The organism is Armatimonadota bacterium, from assembly GCA_036504095.1.
Lineage (GTDB): Bacteria > Armatimonadota > DTGP01 > JAKQQT01 > JAKQQT01 > DASXUL01.
Genome location: DASXVS010000019.1, coordinates 26,991 through 49,528, shown reverse-complemented (window position 1 = coordinate 49,528; position 22,538 = coordinate 26,991). Strand labels below are relative to the sequence as shown.

At 62.2% G+C, this 22,538-nt stretch carries 13 protein-coding genes; 7 read left to right on the top strand and 6 right to left on the bottom strand.

The window, feature by feature from the left end:
- Nucleotides 1-111: 111 nt before the first annotated feature.
- The 4 genes from VGM51_03510 (at nucleotide 112) to VGM51_03495 (ending at nucleotide 6,292) form a co-directional block, all read left to right on the top strand.
- A complete protein-coding gene (locus VGM51_03510) occupies nucleotides 112-708 on the top strand; it encodes a hypothetical protein (protein ID HEY3412107.1) in 597 nt (198 codons plus the stop codon).
- A 1,471-nt stretch (nucleotides 709-2,179) separates the two neighbouring features.
- Complete coding sequence (locus VGM51_03505; GenBank protein HEY3412106.1) at nucleotides 2,180-3,727, top strand: glycerol-3-phosphate dehydrogenase/oxidase; 1,548 nt, start codon at nucleotides 2,180-2,182, stop codon at nucleotides 3,725-3,727.
- A complete protein-coding gene (gene glpK, locus VGM51_03500) occupies nucleotides 3,720-5,216 on the top strand; it encodes a glycerol kinase GlpK (protein ID HEY3412105.1) in 1,497 nt (498 codons plus the stop codon). The genes VGM51_03505 and glpK overlap by 8 nt, the downstream gene beginning before the upstream one ends.
- On the top strand, nucleotides 5,213-6,292 hold the full coding sequence (locus VGM51_03495) for a uroporphyrinogen decarboxylase family protein (GenBank protein HEY3412104.1): 1,080 nt from the start codon (nucleotides 5,213-5,215) through the stop codon (nucleotides 6,290-6,292). Before glpK ends, VGM51_03495 begins: the two co-directional genes overlap by 4 nt.
- Nucleotides 6,293-6,367: 75 nt before the next feature.
- Here VGM51_03495 and VGM51_03490 read toward each other — a convergent pair whose 3' ends face one another.
- The 5 genes from VGM51_03490 to VGM51_03470 all read right to left on the bottom strand — a co-directional run bounded on the left by VGM51_03490 (nucleotide 6,368) and on the right by VGM51_03470 (nucleotide 14,862).
- Nucleotides 6,368-9,394, bottom strand: a complete 3,027-nt coding sequence (locus tag VGM51_03490; protein ID HEY3412103.1) for a family 10 glycosylhydrolase — start codon at nucleotides 9,392-9,394, stop codon at nucleotides 6,368-6,370.
- A gap of 116 nt (nucleotides 9,395-9,510) precedes the next feature.
- The gene (locus VGM51_03485) at nucleotides 9,511-10,494 is read right to left on the bottom strand and encodes a Gfo/Idh/MocA family oxidoreductase (GenBank protein ID HEY3412102.1); all 984 of its coding nucleotides are present in this window, start codon (nucleotides 10,492-10,494) and stop codon (nucleotides 9,511-9,513) included.
- Nucleotides 10,491-11,504 carry an alcohol dehydrogenase catalytic domain-containing protein gene (locus VGM51_03480; GenBank protein HEY3412101.1) on the bottom strand — a complete coding sequence of 338 codons (1,014 nt, stop codon included), beginning with the start codon at nucleotides 11,502-11,504 and terminating at the stop codon, nucleotides 10,491-10,493. Before VGM51_03480 ends, VGM51_03485 begins: the two co-directional genes overlap by 4 nt.
- The gene (locus tag VGM51_03475; protein HEY3412100.1) at nucleotides 11,504-12,490 is read right to left on the bottom strand and encodes a carbohydrate-binding family 9-like protein; all 987 of its coding nucleotides are present in this window, start codon (nucleotides 12,488-12,490) and stop codon (nucleotides 11,504-11,506) included. Before VGM51_03475 ends, VGM51_03480 begins: the two co-directional genes overlap by 1 nt.
- Entirely contained in the window at nucleotides 12,487-14,862 is a 2,376-nt protein-coding gene (locus VGM51_03470) for a prolyl oligopeptidase family serine peptidase (protein HEY3412099.1), read from the bottom strand. Before VGM51_03470 ends, VGM51_03475 begins: the two co-directional genes overlap by 4 nt.
- Nucleotides 14,863-15,064: 202 nt before the next feature.
- Here VGM51_03470 and VGM51_03465 point away from each other — a divergent pair, with 202 nt between their 5' ends.
- A complete protein-coding gene (locus tag VGM51_03465) occupies nucleotides 15,065-16,084 on the top strand; it encodes a uroporphyrinogen decarboxylase family protein (GenBank protein HEY3412098.1) in 1,020 nt (339 codons plus the stop codon).
- A 9-nt stretch (nucleotides 16,085-16,093) separates the two neighbouring features.
- Here VGM51_03465 and VGM51_03460 read toward each other — a convergent pair whose 3' ends face one another.
- Complete coding sequence (locus VGM51_03460) at nucleotides 16,094-18,394, bottom strand: cellulase family glycosylhydrolase (GenBank protein ID HEY3412097.1); 2,301 nt, start codon at nucleotides 18,392-18,394, stop codon at nucleotides 16,094-16,096.
- 129 nt (nucleotides 18,395-18,523) lie between these two features.
- On the opposite strand from VGM51_03460, the gene VGM51_03455 reads away from it, so the two are divergent.
- Together VGM51_03455 and VGM51_03450 are read left to right on the top strand one after the other, a co-directional pair.
- The gene (locus VGM51_03455) at nucleotides 18,524-20,821 is read left to right on the top strand and encodes a family 14 glycosylhydrolase (GenBank protein HEY3412096.1); all 2,298 of its coding nucleotides are present in this window, start codon (nucleotides 18,524-18,526) and stop codon (nucleotides 20,819-20,821) included.
- Between the two features lie 54 nt (nucleotides 20,822-20,875).
- Nucleotides 20,876-22,342, top strand: a complete 1,467-nt coding sequence (locus tag VGM51_03450; protein HEY3412095.1) for a family 16 glycosylhydrolase — start codon at nucleotides 20,876-20,878, stop codon at nucleotides 22,340-22,342.
- Nucleotides 22,343-22,538: the final 196 nt, after the last annotated feature.

The following is a 22,538-nucleotide window of genomic DNA, read 5'->3' as shown; positions in this document are numbered from 1 at the left end:
GAAATCCGACCTGCGCCAAAGATGCATCAGCCTGCCTTCTATCCGGAACCAGGCGTTACGATTGGAGCTTGGCTTGTAGACCGTGCGCCTTCCGAGACGAAGGCGAGGCGGATGCTTCTTGACTACACCTCTTCGATGGCGCATCAACTGAAGTACAATAAGGGGAACCTCGCCGGATGGGGTTTCGATACTCCCACGGTGGTAACCACCGCCACGAACAAAATTCTCAGCCTAGAGGGCTGGGATGAAACCCTTCGACAACTTCACCTGCTGCGTTTCCCGGCGCCCGCAAATGAGCATTTTATCGTGACGTTCATCGCGCGGGCAAAGTATCGCCTAGATAAACCGCTTCCGGTTCACGTCGAACTACATCACGACAAGCTGTTGTTACCTGCAGGCAGCCTTCTGGGTGAAGCACTCGTTGATCCTGCGACCCTTCCCCGAGAATGGAAAGATGAGGATGTCGGAACCGCGGGTGCGAAACGCGCAGCCGATGGCGCTCGAAAGACGGCGAAAGCCATCGGGGTGGCAGAACCCTACGCGTCCGGGCACGTAGGAGTGGGCATGGTTGAACTGAAAGCATTAGGGGCGTTCCTCAAGCGGGCGACCCAGCCAGTACGGGTGTCACTCTACTCTCGAAGTCCAGTCTGGCGTTACAGCCGCCTGGGTGCCAACGTAAAGTTTTCCACAGTCTGGCCATCACGGTGATTCGGTAATTGGGGTTGGGCGGCCTCCTTGTTTGCCCGCCCGTTAGTGAGTGGCCCTTACGCGACCGCAGGGGCCACTCGCGCCCCATATGCTGTCGTCTAGCTCAACGTATTGCAGTGATTCTGCTTCATGAAGTGCTGAAGGCTGCCCAGAGAACCATCTTTGTCCCCGAAATATCCCGCGCGGGAAACTCGACCCGATGCAAGCCCGCGCTATCATTTCCATGTGTTGTCCATATTCGTGTTGGGACACCGGAGTATTCTCAAGGCCGCACCGTTACCAAGGTGTGGCGGCACCCGTAAAGAAAACTCGTCGGTCCCCAAGAGCGCCGAATGGGTTCTGGGAGGCAGGCAAACAGGTAAAGCAATGCCGTGTATTCGATGGTATGGCAGCGATGAGCATTCCCGCGGATTCGTCGAATGGCCCGGCCCCACATACAATTAGAGCGTTGGCCCAATGTTGCGAAAGCTGATTGACGAATCCTGCATACGGAACGAGATCGCACGCCTCGTGCTGGTTGTCGTTTGCTCATTGTTCATTGGACACAGACCCGGTTGCACCTACGCTGTTTCAGGAATGAGGTATCTTAGCGGCGACACATCGGACGCTCAGAAGCCTTTTCCTCCCCGTTCTACTATAATCCAGCTGTCCACTGAATCGCCGCACAGAGGTAGCCTGTTGGTCTCGGGGAGACGCCTTCTCTACATCCGGGGTGGCACGATTCGAACCGCCTTCAGTCCGAAACCGAAAGCAGTTCAATCGTTCGTAGAGCGTGGACTCGGCTGCGGCGGGATAAACGGGGGATTCTTCACTGGAATCAGTCAATCGGGTACAGTTTGTCGGATGATTGGCCCCGTAATGTGCAGTGGAAACGGGTTCTATTGCGCAGCGGACCCCTACGATGTGCCACGCTGCCTGGGCCGCCCGCTATTGTTGCTTGGGCAACATCAGGCAATGATTGTACCGTTTGAAGCTTGGATGGGGGAGAGTGCGGTCGCGCTTCGACGCCTTTTTCCAAGCACGAGAGACGCTTTTCTAACCGGGGGATGGCTTATTCACAACGGAATTGCGGTCAGCGCGGACAGTATTAGGCTGAGATGCATTCCGGACGCAATGGGCGAGCGACGGCGCACATTCCTCGGTATCGACCGGAACGGACGATTAGTGATCGGGGCAACAGACTACCGCGTAGACAGTCTGAACTTGGCAAGGTCTTTGGCCCCATTAGGAATCTCGGAAGCAGTGCTACTTGACGGCGGATTCAGCACATCCCTCATGTGGAAGCGACGTATCCTCGTGAGTGGAGACTCACGTCGGTACTGGCGAAGCCGCGCCGTACCTCATGCGCTAGTGATCCGTTAAGCACCCGTCCAACGGTCGCACCCGGCGGCAAGGTGGAAGCCTGCTTCGACGAGGGCATCGTGCGGGTGGAGGCGGCCAGGTAACCTGGACGAAAGCGACACAACCCACCATGGATCGTGACGAAGCGCTGCGCCATCTCAACGAACCGTTCGATGTCCTGATCATCGGCGGCGGCGCCACCGGGCTGGGGATGGCGGTCGATAGCGCATCCCGCGGATACTCCACGGCACTGGTGGAGGCCGGCGATTTCGCGCAGGGGGCCAGTTCGCGCAGCACGAAACTGGCGCACGGCGGCGTGCGCTATCTCCGCCTGGGCCACATCAGCCTCGTCCGAGAAGCGCTGCGCGAGCGCCGGTTGATGATGCGCAATGCGCCTCACCTCGTCCACGAGACGCGCTTCCTGGTTCCAACAACGTCAGTTTGGGAGCGCCTCTACTATGCCGTTGGCCTCAAGCTCTACGATGCGCTAGCCGGACGGCTGAACCTGACGCCTTCCCGCGTCGTGGACGCCCGCACCACTCATGAACTGGCTCCAACGCTTTCATTCAAGGACTCCTCCGGCGGAATCGTGTACAGCGACGCCCAGTTCAACGACTCCCGGTACGCCATGAGCCTGGCGCGCACGGCGCACGATTCGGGTGCGGTGCTGGTCAACTATGCCCCCGTGACCGCGCTGACTCACGACAACGGAAAGGTGTGCGGCGCCCAGGTCACGGATCTGGAATCGGGCCAAACGCACACCGTCCGCGCGAAGGCCGTGGTAAATGCGACCGGCGTTCAAACGGATACCGTGCGCTGCATGGACCACGCGGACGCGCCGCCGATGGTCAGGGCGAGCCAGGGCATTCACGTGGTTCTGGACCGGTCGTTCCTGCCGGGCGAAACCGCCATCATGGTACCCAAGACGTCGGACGGGCGCGTGTTCTTCCTCATCCCCTGGGAGGGCCGGGTGCTGGCCGGAACCACGGACACACCGGTGGATATCAACGGCAATGAGCCAACCGCGCTGGAAGAGGAGGTGGAATTCGTGCTCTTCCACGCCGGCCAATACCTCACCCGCAAGCCGCAACGCTCCGACGTACTGTCCGTGTTCGCCGGTCTGCGCCCGCTGGTGAAGGATGGCGCCGCGAACACAGCGAAAATGAGCCGCGACCACACGATACTCGTGAGCGATTCCGGCCTTGTTACCATCACCGGCGGCAAATGGACCACCTACCGGAGGATGGCCGAGGAAGCCGTGACCCGCGCCGCTGCGACGGCCGGCCTACCGGCACGGAAATGCGTAACCGAATCGCTGACGCTCCACGGAGCGGCCGGTACCAACACTCCGTGGCGGGAGTTCAGCGCGACAGACGAGGAGATCACCGCGTTCGAGATCCGCTACCCCGGCTGCCTCCACCCGCGGATGCCGTACAGCAACGCCATGGCGGCTTACGTCATCGTGAACGAAATGCCTCTACACCTCGCCGACGTGCTGTCCCGCCGGCTCCGCGCGCTCCTGCTGGACGCCCGTGCCGCGGTGGAATCCGCGCCGCGGGTCGCCGCACTGATGGCTGAGATTCAAGGGCGTGACAGCGGCTGGGTTGAACGGGAACTGGCCGGGTTCGCCAGCCTCACACAGCACTATATGCTATCACCGGAGACACCTGATGCCTGATTTCATTGCGGCGATAGACCAGGGGACCACGAGCACGCGGTGCATCATCTTCGATCACGGCGCCCGCATCGCCGGTCTTGCACAGCGCGAACACCACCAGATCATGCCTCGGGCCGGCTGGGTGGAGCACGATCCGGTCGAGATCCTCTCGAACGTGGACACTGTCATCCGCGAAGCGCTTGCGGCGGCGGGCATCGGGACCGGCGACCTGGCCGCGGCGGGCATCACCAACCAGCGGGAAACGACGGTCGCCTGGAACCGGCGCACCGGCAAGCCGCTGTGCAACGCCATCGTCTGGCAGGACACGCGGACGGACGCAATCTGTGATGCACTGGCCGGCAGTGTTGGCCAGGATCGCCTCCGGTCTCAGACCGGATTGCCGCTGGCGACGTACTTCGCAGGCCCAAAGATGCGCTGGATGTGGGACAACGTGCCGGCTGTGGCCGAAGCTGCGAATCGCGGCGAACTGGCCTTCGGAACCGTGGACTCCTGGCTCGTCTGGCATCTCACAGGCGGCACGTTCATCACGGACGTGACCAACGCATCGCGAACGCTTCTGATGGACCTTCAGACCCTCGACTGGGATCACGGTCTCCTCTCGGAAATGGGCCTCTCCCGCGACTGGCTGCCCGATATACGGTCGTCCAGCGATGTGTACGGTACGGGTACCGGCATCCTGGAGGGAGTTCCCGTGGCGAGCGCGTTGGGCGATCAGCAGGCGGCGCTCGTGGGGCAAACCTGCTTTCAGCCCGGTGAAGCGAAGAACACCTACGGTACCGGCTCGTTCCTGCTGATGAACACGGGTACGGAGCCCGTTGTGTCCCGGTGCGGGCTGATCACAACCGTCGGCTACCGGTTCGGAGACGCGCCGCCAGCCTATTGCCTCGAGGGCTCCGTTGCGGTAACGGGCGCGCTGGTCCAATGGCTTCGCGACAACCTCGGCCTTATTCGGAGCGCCGCCGAAGTGGAGGATCTGGCCAATACGGTGGCGGACAATGGGGGCGTGTACATAGTGCCCGCGTTCTCCGGGCTGTTCGCGCCGCACTGGCGCAGCGACGCGCGCGGCGTAATCGTTGGACTCACACGTTACGCCAACAAGGGCCACATCGCCCGCGCGGCCCTGGAGGCCACCGCCTATCAGACCCGGGAGGTTGCAGAAGCGATGGAGGAGGACTCCGGCATCAGGCTGAAGGCGCTACGCGTTGACGGCGGAATGGTTCGAAACTCCACGCTGATGCAGTTCCAGGCGGACATGCTTAACGTTCCGGTGGAGCGGCCCAAGATGTGGGAGACAACCGCGCTGGGCGCCGCCTACGCCGCCGGTCTGGCGGTCGGTTTCTGGCGCACGCAGGACGAGCTGCGGGCCAACACGGTGATAGACAGTACGTGGACGCCGGCAATGGACGCCGCGGCCCGCGAGCGCCTTTACCGCGACTGGAAACGCGCGGTGGAACGTTCACTGAATTGGGTGGAGACGAACACAGGATGACGAGCAGAGAGCGAGTACTGACGGCGATGCGGCGCCAGGCGCCGGATCGCGTGCCGCACGAGATCGGCATCAGCCTCACGCCGCAGAAATATGAGGAGTTCCGCACGCGGACCGGCCAAGAGGATGCCGCGGCCTATTTCGGCTGTGACACGCGTCCAGTGGGAATCCTTAGGACTTCCCACCCGCTTGACCACGCCAAGTACCACACCGATTCGCCTCCGGGAACGACGTGGGATGAGTGGGGCATCGGATATCTGAAGACCCGGAGCGACGCGCCGGAACACGCCCACCTCCAGGCGTTCGTTCACCCGATGATGAAACTGAGCAGCGATGCCGATGCCGCATCGTATCCCCTGCCCGACGTCGAGGCAGACTACCGATACGCAGACCTCCCCGGCCGCATCGCGTCGATCCAGGGTGAAGGCCATGCGGCGATGGCGTCTTCAGAGTGTTCTATCTTCGAGATTGCCTGGTATATGCGCTCAATGGAACTGCTGCTGCTGGATTTCGTTGAGAACCCCGGCTTCGCGGAAACGCTCCTGGATCGGATTACGGCGAAACGCGAGATACAAGCTGCCCGGTATTCGGCGCTCGGCGTTGATGTGATCCGCCTCGGAGATGACGTGGCTTCCCAGCACGGGATGATGATGAGCGTTCCGATGTGGCGTCGCTGGCTGAAACCGCGCCTGGCTCGCATCATCGCTGCCGCGAAGGCGGCGCGCCCGGACGTCCTGGTTTTCTACCACACCGACGGAAACGCGACCGCCATCGTCCCAGACCTCATCGAGATCGGTCTCGACATCCTGAATCCCATCCAGAGCGAGTGCATGGACCCCGCTTGCCTCAAGCGTGAATTCGGGCGAGACCTGGCCTTCTGGGGCACCATCGGCACGCAGAGCACGCTGCCGTTCGGGACTCCGGAGGATGTTCGCGCCGAGGTCAAGCTGCGCATGGAGACGGTTGGCGTGGGCGGCGGACTGCTGTTGGCGCCAACGCACATGATCGAACCGGAAGTCCCCTGGGAGAACATTGTGGCCGCCGTGGACGCCGTGAACGAGTTCGGCTGGTACCGCTAGAAGGGAAATGAGGAAATGGGGACATGGGGAAACGCCCCAGGTTCTTCATTTCCCCATTTCCTCGTTTCCCCTCCGCTAGGGGTTCGTTTCGAGGCCCGCCGCCTTGCGGGTGATGCGGGTCGCATCCAGCAGGTCAACCCGTCCCGCGCCATCCACATCAAGCCGAGTAATGTCTCCGTCCGTGGCCGAAACGAGGCCGCCGGCGATGGTCAGTGTGCGGATCACCTCGGCGAAAGTGTAGGGACCGCTACTGACGACTTCGAAAGCGGCGCTATCAACGTTCGGTAGCGGCGGACTGCTCATGGTGAGCACGTATCCTGTCGCCGGCTCGTTTATGGCCAGGTCCGTGAAGGCGCCGATGCCTCCGGCCATGGCGATCGAGACGGTACCGTCCAGCCAGGCTGTACTGGAGCCGGCGCCTTGTTTGATTTCGACGTACAAGGGGCCATTGTAGTCCGTCGCGATTTCGCCGGACACGTTCAGGGCTACCACAACCGGCTGGCGGGCGAACGGACGCCCGGCCCTGGCGCCACCGGGCTGCGCGGTAAGAGCCAACCTCGTCGCGGACGTGCGAATATCGAACGCGTACGAATCCGTTGCGATCAACGAACCGCTCACAGCGTGCAGGCGGTATGCGAAGCCCACCTTGTCGATTGTTAGGCCGTCGAACGTGGCAACTCCGCTCAATGCGTTCACGGTAAGGGTTCCATCGAGCGCCGCGCCCGGAACACCGGTGCCCGCCGCGATCGACAGCGTCACCGGTCCGCTGAACGAGAGAGCCGTGTTGCCGTCGTCATCGGTCGCGACGACGACCGGACGTGGCGCCAGCGGCTGCCCGATGACAGCTCCGGAGGGATACGCCGAGAACGCCAGGCGCGTGGGGACGACCGCCACGGCAAAAGCATCGCTCTCGCCGGACGACAAACCCGTGGCGGCAGCCGTGAGCACATATCCGGCGCCCGCTTTGCTGATCGACAGGTCGCTGAAAGCTGCTACACCGCCTACGGCGGACCGTGAAAAGGCGCCATTCAGGGCGGCTCCGGCAGCTCCGGTCCCGGCCTTGATCTGAAGCGTAACGGGCCGGGAGAAACCCGTCGCCACATTGCCGAACACATCCATTGCCGCCACTGTAGGCTGGGTTGTGAACGGAACTCCGGTAGAAGCGCCGCCTGGCTGCCGGCTGAATACCAGGAGAGTCGGCACCACTGCAACCTGGAAAACACTGCTGTCTGCAGACGCGAGACTTCCGGACGAAGCCGTCAGCGCGTAATCCGATCCCGGCCTGTTGATGGAGAGGCCGGAGAACGATGCGACTCCGTTCACGGCGTTCACAGTAGCCGTCCCAACAAGAGCGGCGTCCGGTGCGCCGGCTCCGGATTTGATCGCGAGTGTAACCGGTCCGTTGAACCCGCTGATAAGGCTTCCCGCGGAGTCCCTGGCCACGACTACCGGCTGCCTGGTGAACGCAACGGATGTGGCCGCGCCACCCGGCTGAACGCTGAAGGCCAGTTGCGTTGCGGGAAGCGGCCCGGCGAGAGTGAAGTCTACGGTGGACACGGCCGCAGATGTCACGGAGACCGCTTGGATCTGATCCTCATGGTTTGCGGCGTGGACCTTTACGTAGTAAGAGCCGGGCGGCACATCCACAAAGCCGTAGAATCCCGTACCGTCTGTCTGCATGGTCCTCACGGGATTTGAACCGTCTGCTTTGGCGGACAGGTACACTGTGGCGCCGTCAACCCAGCCAGGTGAAGCCACCAGCGAACTTACCACCGTTCCCTTGATGTGCCCCTTACCGTTGGTAAGGCGGGGCAGCGCTGGGACCACAGCCGGTTGCGCATACAAATCGGCCTTGAGGGCGTTGAACCAGCCCACTGGGTCGGCCACGGATGCGGTTGACTTCCCGCAGAGACTCGCATAGGGGTATGCATACGAGTAGTTGTTCTGGCCTGCCCCGTACTTCCCCATCGTTGAGCTGGGCTGCCGCGTGCGCGCGTACTGTGCCAGGTTGTCCGGGAGGAGATTCAGGTACCCGCCAGTCCCAATAACACACTGACGGCCGAACTGGTTGTCCTTGGTGAAATCGCACCACTTGTCAAACGTAGTCCTGTAACTGCACTCGTAGAGGTAGGCCATGGGCATCGCGATATCCAGAATGCCCTCTTCCATCCAGGAACGCCAGTCCTGCAGCACGCTGGTAAACGCGGCCGACGTGGATTCGAAGTTGGTCCTCCACGTCTGCAGCGGGTTCGGATCGCCGACGAAAGGCCTGGCGGGGCTGGGAGACCACATAATGGTGTCCGCGCTGATCTTCACGTTCGGCTTGATCGCGATCACGCTCAGGTAGATCTTGCGGATCACGTTGGTGATCTGATCGCGGCGCCACTGCTTGAACTCAGCATCATCGGTTGTCGGCGTCCCGCTCTTGCCCTTTATGGCGTTGTATCGCCGAACGCTTATGGCGTTGAAACCATCGTTCGCATTCGACAGCCTGATGTAATCGAAGTTGAGCCCATCGACATCGTAGTGCTTAACGATGTCCATACAGTTATTCACGAGTTGCTGCTCGGAACCGGGATGTCCCGCATCAAAGTCGGTTGACGAAAGCCCGCCACCATTTACTGTGATCCACTCCGGATGGTTCACCCGTATCGCGCCGGCGGAGCGGAACGCAACCATCCAGGCCCAGACGTCCAGGCGGGCTTTCCCACCCGTGGTATCGTGGCACTGCGCGATAGACTCACCCAGGGCGTCATAACTACCGCCTGAATTGGTTTCCGCCTCGCTGCTCAGATCGCATTTGATCGACACCCCGTTCGATACAATCGTACCAGGGGAACCAAGGCTGGGATATTCAGCCGGGGTTGGACTCCAGTAGATATGTTGGTACCCGCTGTTGACGTACACCTCCGGCACGAAGACATTGACGTTTCCGGCTCGGAGGTTGCCGATCGTGCTGGTCAGTTCGTCCTGCGACATAAAGCCGGGATGGAAGGCGTCTACCCAGGACGCGCGGTATTCGGGGGTTTGGGCGCCCGCCTGGTGACAACAGGCGAGGAGAGATAGGAAAAGTGCGATCCGCAGTCGACGGCTGACCAGCATATGGACTCTCCGCAATCCTTGGGTTGCGCCGGCGCGAGGCGCGGGCGCCAGTTCATTGTACCATGAATCGCCTTGTGCCGGCTCGCTTGCCGGCCTCCATTCGAGGAGTCCTCTCATCACGGAACCTGGACGCGCTGCCCCGTTTCGAAAGATCGGATGGCTGCATGGGCTACGGCGAGGGCGCGGCGGCCGGCGCGGGCGTGGACGGGCGGTTGGTTGCCGGCGCGAAACGCCGCAATGACCGCATCCAGGTGCGCGTCAAACGTACGGTGGAACTCGCGGTCGCGATCGTTGAAGTATCCCGCTTCCCAGATTTCGGCAGTCTCGTTCCCAGCTTTCTGATACGTGTACCGGCGTACCGTCTCCTCGATCAACAGCCTGCCTTGGGTGCCGTTGACCTCCAGCACATGTGTGTCGCGATATGCATATGAGGAGTCGTACGAACCCAGAAGCGTGCCCACGGCGCCATGTGCAAAGCGGAGCGCCAGGGCGAGGGTGCGGAACCCGCCTCCGGTCATGTCCGTCATCTGCGCCGCCACCGATTCGATAGGCCCGCACAGGTGCTCCAGCATGTCGATTCCATGGCATTGCGTTTCGATGAGATTGGCGTGCGGGTGATCGCTGCTGCCGTCTCCTCCGAAGCGCCAGTGCGCGAAGACGATGTCACCGAGCCGTCCTTCATCGATGGCCGACTTCGCCATCCGAACCGGTCGAGCGTAACGGTGGTTGAAGTTGATCGCGAAGAACAGGTTGCGCTGTTCCGCCTCGGCCAGCAGCGTATCGGCTTCCGAGAGGTCGAACACCAGCGGTTTCTCGACAAGCAGCGCAAATCCACGCTGGATGACATGGAGTGTCGGCTCGAAATGCGCCTGGTTTGGCAGGCAGACGCTGACCAGGTCCGGGCTTTCGCATTCAAGCATTTCATCGATGTCAAGATACGCCGTGGTCCCAAACTCGGCCGCGCGATGCTGTGTGCGTTCCGCCGACCTTCCGGCAATACCGCACAATTCCACGTCCGGGTGGGCCGAAAACACACGGGCATGCTGGTAGCCCCAGCCGCCGGCGCCTATGATGGTGACTCGCACTTTTGCGTCTTTCATTGTTCCACGACCACCTTTCCTGTCTGGCCGGCGAAGAAGGTCGTGAACGCCTCTTCGAGCCGCTCGACCGGAAATCGGTGCGTGATGATCCGGGAGAGGTACTCGCGGTTGGCGCGAAGCCTTTCCAGGTTGGCCGGCATTTCGTTGAACCGGAAGTATTCGCTGCCCAGCACAGCCCTCTCGGGCCCGATCAACTGACTCGAGACATCGAGTGACAACCCCTCGCCGTGCCCAACGCAGACCAGAATGCCACGTTTGGCGACCGCTTCGAACGCCGACTGCCTGGCAGCCTGCTTACCACTCGTATCGATTGCCAGATCCGGCGCCGCGTGACTCGAAAGGGCGCTTTCGACCGTCCGCGAACGCAGGTCAACAGGAATGCCGCCCAACTCCTCCGCGAGAGACAGGCGATACGATGCGACGTCCGTAATATGAACGGGCACTTCGTGCCCGAGAACGATCCTGCACATCGCCAGCACACCGAGCCCGATCGGCCCGGCTCCCATCACGAGGACCGATTCCACCAACGGCTGAACCAATCGCCCGCGCTCTATCGCGTGTGAGCCGGTACCCACAATGTCCAGGAGAAGCGTAGCCTCCGCGCCGTACAGGTCCGGCCCGGTGGGAAAGAACAGGCGCTCCGGCACGATCTCGTACGGACCGTATCCGCCGTCTCGGCTGAAGCCCATGTCGCCCTGTTTGTTGAGGCATTGGTTGGTGAAGCCCTGCCGACAGTTGCGGCACTCGCCGCAGTACACCATAAGAAACACCACTCCGTGTGTGCCGACAGGCACCGTGGCGCCCTCTCCGACAGCAGTAACAACGCCCGCGGCTTCGTGTCCGGGGGTCGTCCGGCAGCCATCGTAGAATTGGCCCCGCTCGGATCCGCACAGTGCGTTTGCTTCTACTCGGATCAGGAGTTCCCCCGGGCCGGGGATCGGCGCCGGTCTTTCAATGTATTCGATCCTGCCTCCGCCGACAAAAACCGGACACTGCACCATATCGCCCATCACACCGCCTCCTTCCAGAGCAATGAATCCTCGCGCACGTTCCACCTCTCCGAAGTGGCCTCGAAGGTTGCGCTGGCGATGTAGCCCTGCTCGGAAAGGCGCATTTCGGGTTGGGTAACACCTTCACATACCGGAACAGCCAGATCGGACATATCCCCCGCCCAGCGACCGTTCGCCTCGCGAAAGGCCCGCTGCGCATGGTATACGTCCATCAGATACATACGGATAGGCTCGGCGGGGTCCCGGCAAAACGCGTCAGAGCCTGGCGCCGCGGTTGAGAATTGGACGTAGCCCCACGTTTCGGGACGATGCATGTCGATGACGCCCTGCGGGCTCCATACCCAGTTCTCCTCAGGAATTCCCTTGCGCTTCTCATAGCGGCCGTCCAGGATTTCCACGTGCCACTCGACCCTTGAAAAATCCACGCGCCATTGGTCGCCGGGACGCGGCGGACAAGGGCATTTTGCGAACTCTCCCAGCACAACCCACGGAATCGCCATTTCCACCGACCAACCCACATCCGTGTCCTCGGGATCGTTGATTGTACCATCAACATGGACCGCCGAACGGAAACCGGGTATCTCCCACTCGTCGATCGCCGGCCCCCCGTCGCGATACGGCTTGGGCAAGCGGAGGTCCCACTCCGTGTTCAGCGCGTTGATCTCGATCTCGTAATACTGGTGGTTGTCGCCGTCCGGATCGATGAATACTTCGAAGTCCGGATCCTGGTAGATGACCGAATCGTGCTCCGTGAGAGTGGCCCAAACGTGAGGCTCCTCGAGCTCGGCGCCGATATACAAATACTCATCGTCCCACAGCATCTTCGCGCGGGTGCGAAGGGGTGGACGCGGTCTCAGGTCCCCCTCGATATCCACGAAATCCTCGGTCCAGGGCGCCGCCTGCCAGACGCTCTTATCGAGTCGGCCGTCGATATCGAGAGGCGCTTCGGCCCGGTAGCAGACGTAGCCGCGCGGGATGATCCTCATTTCGCTGCCTCCTGCCACTCGATTTCGCCGTTGCGCGCCGACCAGTCAGACCCGAGGAATCCCGCGGCCACCACGTTGGCCCGGCCTTCCTGTATGGCCCCGGCGGAAAGTAACAACACGTCCGGGTAGCCGGTCATGGGCTGAAGATAGCCGAGCGTGTCTGCCAGCCGCATCCCCCGGATTCCGGTCGCGGAGACGGCGGCCACGCACGCAACGGCGCTGCCCGGGCGCGGCTGAAGAAACAGGCACGCCAGTCCGTCCCCCATCACTTCCTTATCGCCCATATGCACGCCGCCGGGACGTACCTGGACAGGCGACCCGCCGAGCAGCGGTCTCCACGCGGCGTTTGTTGTTGCGTTTCCATAAAGGATGACGCCTCGGTCCGGCTCTCTCGTCGGATCGAAGGCCGTGTCCGGGATCACGTCCACGGAGCCGTTCCCTCGATACCACCAGCACTCTGCGTCGTATCGCGCCTTCGCGAACGCCCAAGCATTCTCTTCCGGCGTTCCGGCGGTGCCGTACACCATCTGGAACCGGTTGTCGAACGCCGCCCGGAACGGTCCGTATCGGGCCGGATTCTTGTGGTCCGGTGATGTGGCGGGGCCGACGCCCCACCCGTCGCCCGCGCGGTAAAGATGGATCGTCGCCCGCCCCTCAACATCCGGCAGGTTCAACTTGGTGCCATCGATTTCGACGGACACTCCCTTTCCCGGCATAAGGGCCCGCAGTTCTATCGCCAGGCTGGAAACATTGATGGTAGTCCCTTTGTATCTCCGCATCTGCGGATCGCAGTGAAAGTGAACCTCCGAGGGAATGCCTTCGCGAGTTTGTCCTTCCACGGTCAGCCACTGACAATGCGCCGAAACGCCGGGGTTAACGGTGACGAAATCGACCTGGCGCACACTTTCGATCGGCGGCAGGGTGTGTTTCGCCAGGAAATCCCACATCGGCGGCCAGTCCACGCAGTCGGCGCCCGGTTCGTCGGAAATGTCCCACCAATGTCCCTGTCCGGGCTCTTCGTGGAAGAGGAAGTCCTTGTGGAATCCGGACAGTACATCCCGCATGCGCCGCGCCTCGGTCACCGGCACGTTGTCGTCATCGGTTCCATGGAGGATGTATACGCCCTCCCGCGCGTAGTTCTGCGCCAGCGCGAGGGTGTCCATGGCCGCGCCCGACCGGCGCAAGATGTCTTCAACGGGCGTTGATTTGTTGGTGACCTTCGCGCCCGTGTACGTGTAGGCGCTGATCCAGCCGGCGCTGGGGGCGATCGCCGCGAAGCGATCCGGGTATAAGGCGCCAAGCTGCCAAGTTCCATGCCCTCCCATCGAATGGCCCACAAGATACGTCCGGCTGTTGTCCAGCCCCATCGTACGCTGGGCGATGTCCAGCACTTCCATCGCGTCGATGCGGCCCCAATCCTCCCAATCGTAACCGAACGGCCGACGGTTGGTCGGCGCGACCAGAGTCGCCCAGGACTTGGGACCGTACGCGTCGGCCTGCCCGATCGCCTGTACCGACGCGCCATGGAGGCTCAACACGAGTGCGGGCCGGCAACCCGACTCAGGGCCTGGCTGAGCCGGGTTGACGGCGAAATACTGCACGCTCCCATCCATGCGGCTGACAAACGTCTGCTTGAAGGTCTGGCCGGCCTTTCTAACCCGCAAGTCTACTGTCGCGCGCGGCGTGGCGCCCGCACCCTTCACGGCGACCATCAACCGGGCATTTTGCGCCCCATTCGGCGGTGCGGGCCCCGCGATTCGAAATCCAACCTTGCGGATGCTGAGCGGTTCAATGCGTGGCGCCGGGGTTACAACCGGCTGGCCACCCGGAAGCTGCGAGACAATGCTCAGGCCGGTCTGAGCTTTCTCGGACGCATTGATGACCACCACGGCGCCCCATGTATCGGACCGGCTACCGGCGTGGAGGTCCGGAAGCGTCGCGTCGGTGGTGTCGATCGATACCGGCATCGGAGCGCGTCTCAACCGGACGTGGAGGTCGCCACGCCCGGCTTTGAAGAGGAACCCATTTTCGCCCTTGCGAAGCAGCACCGGCAGCCGTACAAAGCCGTCGCTATAAATGTCACCCGTCCTCGGTTCGCCGTTCACGAAGACCATGGAATGACCGGACGCCTCGAGGATGGCAACACCACCGTCCGCCTCGGTCACGCTCCAGAACGCATATCCGCCAGTAATGGCCGATTGCGGTACGGTATTGTCCTTACCCGGCGCGACCGCTTCCCATTTCGCCTTCTTCCCGCCCGAAAGGGCCACTTGGTCGCCGGCTTGGGGCGGCGCGAACGTGCCGGCGATCCGGGCGGCGTCAACCGGGTCCGGCGCGAACTGCCCGTCGCCGAGCCTGCCAAGTCGCTTCACACAGACGAGCTTATCCGGCGTGATCCAATCCGAAGCCACAACTGGCTGCGCAGTCAACGGTTCATTCGACATATTTGCCACTGCAATCGCACACAATAATAAGGTCCTCCGTTTGAGCATCAATGTCCCTCCCGCGTCATTATGTCTCGCGGAGCGTAAAATCGTTGAGGCGCCGCGCGCCGAAAGACGAAAGAGAGACCCCATGGCCGCCACAGCACGAGAACTTGTTTATCAGACGGTTCGCCGGGAAAAGCCCGCCCGGGCGCCGCGCCAACTTTGGCGCCTGCCTTGGGCGGAGTGGAACTATCCGGCGGAGTTATCCGCCATCCTCCGCGATTATCCCGACGACATCGTGCATATCGATGGTCACGTCGCCCGGCCGGCGCCCACTTCAGGCGATCCGTACCGCGTGGGCTCATTCGTGGATGAATGGAACTGCACGTTCCGTAATATACAGGACGGTTTGATCGGAGAGGTCAAGGAACCGCCCGTCACTAACTGGGACACCGACGCTCAAAACGTTCACATCCCCCGTGAAATGCTGGCGATCGACCGCGACGCCGTCAATCGGGACTGCGATTCCACGGACAGCTTCACGATAGCCGGCACTTCGGCCAATCCCTTTGAACGGCTACAGTTCATCCGCGGAACCGAAGCGCTCTACATGGACCTGGCGGACCGGACGCCGAAAATGCTCGATTTCCTGCATGACATGCATGCCTACTACTGCGACGTGTTATCCGCCTGGGCGAAGACCGACGTTGACGCCCTGATGATCGGAGACGACTGGGGATCGCAGCGAAGCCTGCTCATACGGCCCGCAATATGGCGCGAAGTATTCCGGCCGCTTTACCGGGACTACATACAGATTGCCCACGGCGCAGGCAAAAAGCTCTTCCTGCACTCCGACGGCCATATCCTCGCTATCTTCCCGGACCTGATCGATCTGGGCGTTGACGCCGTCAACTCACAGATCTTCTGCATGGGCGTGGAAACGCTGAGACCGTTTGCCGGCCGGATCACGTTCTGGGGAGAGATTGACCGACAGCATCTGCTTCCGCACGGAACGGCTGCGGACATCGACCGGGCGGTGAGAAGCGTCCACAATGCGCTCTGGGCGGATGGCGGGTGCATCGCACAATGCGAGTTCACAGCGGGATCTCGTCCCGAGAATGTGCGTCAGGTGTTCGCCTCCTGGGACGCCGTGACGGGACAGCCGTAACGGCCCGATCTATCGAGTCAATAGCGTCAGGCCGCCGAACTGAACGTGCGCCGAATGCGCGCGGGTGCTGGCGCTGTCCAGCAAAAACACGCTGTCCCACTTGATCGGCCGGTGGATAACGCCATCTTGTGGGCCGCCCCATGACCCGACCGACGGGTCATCCAGTCGCATCGTGATCCAGCGCCACCCTTTCCAACTCACCGCCCCGAACGTCGGCTGATATGTCTGCCCCTTGCTGTCCCAGTAACGGGCGCGGATGTTGTCTCCGCAGCCATCACCGTTGACCCACATCCCAAGTGCAACGGCGTTATCCGGAATCGCTGTCCGCTCGGGCGTCACCACGAAGTAACGCCAGCCGTCAGGGAATTCCGCCTTGAGATCGGCCACGATGCCGCGTGCGCCGGCTTTCGCCGCTCTCAGCACCACCGAACCACCGGGCTCTCCCTTCCCCTCAGGGTGAACCGCCAGGCCCTTCGGTTTAGCGCCAGGAATCGACTTTGCGAGCGGACCGACAGGGACCAGTCTCAGCGGGGGCATCGAAGCGATCTCGCGCCCGTGCTGATTGGTCACCGAGACGCCAAGTCCCCTGAGGGCTGGAAAGTCGATGTGCAGTTGTGTCGCGTACCTGTAGGTTCCGGGCCGTACCTTGACGGGTCTGGCGGCGCCGACCGGTCGGCCCGACGCGTCCGTGATCCTCACCGATAGCGTCTCGCCGGTCCGAACACCGGGGGTTCTCAAGTCCACGGTCACCATATCGCCCAGAGGCGCCGCGCTGACCGTAACCGGGTTGGCGACTATCAGTGGGATAGCGGTGCGCCTGCCGTTGACGGTTACCACCACAGCCGATGCCTCGGCTCGTTTCCAGAGGTCCAGCGTCACAGGAATCCTGGCAGTCTTCCCCGGTGCGACCGCCGCAAAGGCGCGCGCCGGGCGGGCGGCGCCGCCAGCCACACTGATTGCGATGGCGTATTTGCGCGTCGCCTCGCCCGTGTTTCGAAGAGTTAGAGTCGTCCTGACCGGTTTGCCGGCAACGACAACGGTGTCCGGCGGGAGGTAGGACCAGTCCGCCATGACGTCCATTTCCGCCGACCTGCCAAGCAGCACATAGCGCGGGGACGGGCCATAGGGAATCGATCCCAGATGATTGCCATCTGTGGAGATCGACTCCAGATGTCGACCGTCCATCTCCACCCCGTCCAGCCGATCTACCAAACGGCTGAGTTTGTACGCAGCTGTCGGTCCGATGGTCCACAACGCGAGCGCGGACTCACCTTTGGCGTTGCGGAGAAGCATCACGTACTTGTCCGGTCCGTCCTCCAGCATGCGGACGAACTTGTAGCCTGCCAGCGTCTTCGTCATCGTCCGAGCGGCTATGTAAGCCGGCTTGGGCGAAAAGTCCTGGTGCGTGCTGCCGAAATGGTGCTCGTTTTCGTCGGGGTCCGGCCCATCCTCCTTCCAATCGTACCAGATGGATGTGAGGATACCACAGCGCACATTGTTGAGGCGCTGGCGAACGAGGTACTGGGCCTGGCGCAACTCCGGGATGCCGGTCTTCCGGTTTGTGCTGTAGCCCCACTCTCCGCTGATGATCGGAACATCCCGGTTCGGCGAATATTGCGCGATCAGCCGCCGAAGGCGAGTGTAGTCCTGTGTGGCGGTTTCAGGGTAGCCGCTTCGATACGGGTGAACGCTCACCGCGTCGGCCCATCTCAAGCAGCCCCGTTTGAACACAGTTTCAATGTAATCCCACGGGAAGCCCGCAAACGCGCCGAGGAGCAAAGTGGCATTTCGATCGGCTTTGAGGATTGCCGGAGCGGCCGCGTTCACCATTGAGGCGTACTCCTCCGGATCCGGGCGGCCGCCCCAGAACCCCGTGCCGTTCGGCTCGTTCCAGAACTCCCACATGATCTTGCGGCCCTTGAAGTGCCTCGCGGCTGCTACGCAAAATGCCGCATATGCCTTGCGCTGCTCCGGAGTCCGCACAGGACCTTTGCCGTACAGATCATTGCCATAATCGAGGATGAACAGCGGGCGGACGCCGTTCGCCTCCAACTCGCGCGCCAGCCCATCGTAGTCAGCGAAATCGTACTGTCCGCGCACCCTCTCAATGCTGCCCCAACCGAAATCCATGCGGGCGACCTTGTAGGCCTGCGACAGGGCCTCCACTTCCCCGGGTGCGCCTTTCGTAAAATGGATGTTCACACCGAAAGCATCGGGAAATGTCTGAGAAGGGATGGAGCGGGGGTTCGCGTCGGAGCGACCGTCCAGCAGGGAAACGGCCGCGAGCACGAAAATGATGGCACGAAACATGGGCAGTATCCTCCTGACGGCAGTATAGACACGGTTTGCGCCGCGGGCTCATCGCATAAACGAACGTTGACCGGCCGGCCCGGAAGCCGCTCACAATGGCGTAACTCGCCGGTTCGGAAAGGACTCAACATGAAATACTGGTTGGCTGCGATTATGCTCGCGCTCAGCTCCACCGCGTTCGCGCAATCGCCGATCGCCCAATGGTCCGCCTCCTCCACCGGCGATGAGGAAAGCGGTCTGCGCCTCCTCACGGGGGACGACGGCGTCGTGGCGCGCGTCACGCGCGGGGGCGCACCTTGCGTGACGACGGAGCCGGCATCGGCATTCCTCTACTTTGGCGTAGACGCCGCCGCCGGACTCCGCGGTCCGCTGTACCTTACCGTCGAGTACTTCGACGATGCCGCGGGGGGCGCACTCACGGCCGAATACGACGCCGGCCCGGGAATCCCCAGGTCATACACAAAATCCGAGGACGGAGTGAGCGGCATGGCGTACGGACGCCGAAAATGGGTGAAGTGCGGGCTGCTCCTTCGCAACCCGGATTTCGCCGGACGCCAGAACAACGGCGCATCGTTCCGCCTCACCGGCCTGCCCCTCTTTGTGCGGAAAGTCCAGTTGCTCGATAGGAAGCCGGCCGATTGGGAGAGTTTGAAGGAGTCTGTGCCGATGGACATCAAACCGGTCGTCAAAATCGGCAAGGGCGGTGAGCTGATCGTCGGCGCATTCGACCCGGCCAGCAAGAACGATGTGCCCGGCCTGACCCGCGCGCTGGAAGTCAATCTCCCCGGGATGAAACAACTGGGTTTTACCAGCAACGAAGTGTACGTTCGCTGGAATCTGTGCGAGGTGGCGCCCGGCGTGTTCGACTGGAGCGTGTACGACCCCTACGTTGCCCTATACAAAAAGTACGGGTTCAAATGGGTACCGTTCCTTATCGTCGGTTCGCCCTACAGCCTTCCCGATTGGTACTTCAAAGGAAGCCAGCGGCAGGGGTACGTGTGTCTTGAGCACGGCATCGAGAGCCACGTTCAGTCTCTCTGGAACCCAGCTATGCGCGAGCACGTGAAGACGTTCATCCGGGCATTCGCCGACCACTATCGGGACAGCGGGGTGATCGAGTCCATGCTGCTAGGCGTGACAGGAAACTACGGAGAGGCGATCTACCCGGCGTCGGGGAACGACTGGACGAACTCGGTCCACGGGGAGTACCACACGCACGCGGGCTTTTGGGCGGGCGACAAGTACGCGGTTGCGAGTTTCCGGTCGGCGATGAAGAAGAAATACAGGAACATCGGCCGTCTGAGCGCAGCCTGGAAGAAGGAGTACGCTTCGTTCGACGACGTGAAGCCGTTCATCCCCCGTGGAAACGAATGGGGGAATCGGGCCAGACTCGACTTCATCGACTGGTACATAGGCAGCATGACCGACTACGCGCGGCTTTGGCTCACGGAAACACGGGACGATATGCCCAAGATTCCGATATACCTCTGTACCGGCGGACACGCTCCGGCGGAGCACGGCGCTGATTTTGGCGAACAGTGCAAGGCCGCCGCGGCCGTCAGTGGCGGCGTTCGCATCACAAACGAAGCCAGCGACTATAGCCTGAACTTCGCACTGACGCGCTGGGTCGCTTCGGCCTCGCGTCAGTATGATGCGTATTTCAGTTTTGAACCGGCCGGCAATGTGGATCCGGGCGGTGTGGTGGCACGCGTTTACAACGCCGGCGCCTCGGGAGCGAAGGGCCTCCATTACTACATGCCAAACGTTTTCGGCGCGGCCTCCGCGCGCAACTCGTTCGTGGCGAACGGCAGCGAGTTCCAGCAGCGTAAACCGATTACAGAAGTCGGGCTCTACTACCCCGAAACCGACATCCGGCTCACGGGCCAGTTGTTCTTCGAGAAGGTGATTCCGCTCCGCAGCGTGTTCGATCCGTTCTTCCTCAGCGACGGCCAGATCGCCGACGGCGGCCTCAAGCGCATCAAAGCACTGGTGCTCCTCTCCGGCAGCGTCGCCGAAGCGAAAACATGGGACAGGATCTCTAAATGGGTACGTGATGGAGGACTGTTGCTTTACGCGACCGGCATCGGGACGCCGGTAACGGTGGACGGGGTTCCAGGCGCCCTCGCTCCTCTGCTAGCGTCCGGCGCGAACACCGGCAAAGGACGCGTGGCGGTGTATGGCGGTGCGCCCGAAACAGAGGGCTATCGCACCTTCATCAAGATGACGTTGTCTAAGGCCCCGGAACTGACCGCTAACGCCCGCAAGGCCATCGAAGCCGGCTCTGCCGGGGTATTCGTCACTCTCTGCGGACCCGATGCGACGCATGCCGGTCCGTACGAGCTCTGGTACAACTCAACGGAAAACACTGCGGAGCGCATCGGGCTGGATGGCAGGACGGTACGCGTGCCGGCGCACGGGATCATGTAAGGGCTGCCAGGCGATCTCAATTCCTGTTACAATAGGGGAGGAAGGAAGACCCCAATGGACCAGACTTTCATGCACTCACAGGTTGCAGGGCAAGCGCTTGGCCTTATCGCGCGGTGCGCCGGAACGGCCTCCTGGCTGATTACTGCTTTCGCCCTCCTCGCCGGTATGGCGGTAGCCGCTCCGCCGGCGGGATACACGCTTTCGTGGGCCGAGGAATTCAACGGCGCGGTTGGCTCAAAACCGGACGCCACCCGGTGGAATTACGACTTGGGCGGCGGTGGATGGGGCAACAGCGAGCTTGAGACCTACGTCAGCGACGCTACCCATGCGCAGATCGTGGACGATCCCGCGGCAGGCGACTCCCGCGCGCTTCAAATTCAGGCGACGAAAGACGCGCAGGGCAACTACACATCCGCCCGACTGCTTACTAAGGGAAAAGTCTCCGCTCAGTATGGGTACATCGAAGGCCGAATCAAGATACCCTACGGGCAAGGTGTGTGGCCGGCGTTCTGGATGCTGGGTACGGACATCGGGACGGTCGGCTGGCCGAGTTGCGGCGAGATCGACATCATGGAAAACATCGGGAACGAGAGATCTACCGTGCACGGTACGATTCACGGTCCCGGATATTCCGGCGGGAGCAGTCTCGGAGCGCCCTACACGCTGCCGAATGGGCTGCAATTCAAGGATGCATACCACACTTTCGCGGTGTGGTGGCGCCCGGACGCCATCACCTGGGACGTGGACGGCATTACCTACGAGACGCGCACCAAGGCTGCTATTCCGTCCGGCGCAACCTGGGCGTTTAACAAGCCGTTCTTCCTGCTCCTCAATCTGGCCATCGGCGGCCAGTGGCCCGGTTACCCGGACGCCACGACCGTATTCCCCCAGAACCTCCGAGTGGATTACATCCGGGTGTACACGCATAACCCGCCGTTCGGCCACACGGTGACGCTCAAGTCCCTCGCAAACAACAAATTCGTGTCCGCCGGCGCCGGCGGAACGTCCTCCCTTATCGCCAGCCAGACCTCGGCAGGGACGTCGGAGCAGTTTCAGGTCATCGACGCCGGGGGCGGTTCGGTGGCTCTCAAATCGCTGGCAAACGGCAAGTACGTCACCGCGCCGAACGCCGGCGCCAGCGCGCTGATCGCAAATATGCCCACCGTAGGGACCTCGGAGCAGTTCCTTTGGGTCGAAGCGGGCAGCAGCATCATCGCCCTGGAGGCGCTCGTGAACAGCCGTTACGTGACGGCGGAGAACGCCGGTGCAAGCCCGCTGATCGCCAACCGAACCGCCGCCAGCACATGGGAGAATTTCACGGTGGGAAGCGTCGGCCCACCGGACCCCGGCGTGCTGGCGGACGCCGGGTCGGCGCTCCAGGCGGCGGGCGGCGGCCTGTCGCTCACCGCTTCCGAAGCCCTACGCCTGAACGTTGAGAAGACCGGGGGCTCTGCCTCCGCCCTGGACCTTTCCGATGCCGTCCGCCTCGTCCGCCGCGCGAACGGCCTCGACACATTCTGAAACGCATCCGGCCCCGGCAGGTTTACACTCTGCAAGGATTGGGCGACAACTTTCAGCAAACGCCCGCCCGCGACCGCCGTCCAAGGAGTCTCCCAATGCGCATCGCTCGTGGTCTGCGGAACACGGGTCTCGCCGATTGACTGGCTCGCTTCTGCCGGACCCAGACTGATGGCGGCAATTACCGTCTCCAGGAGGC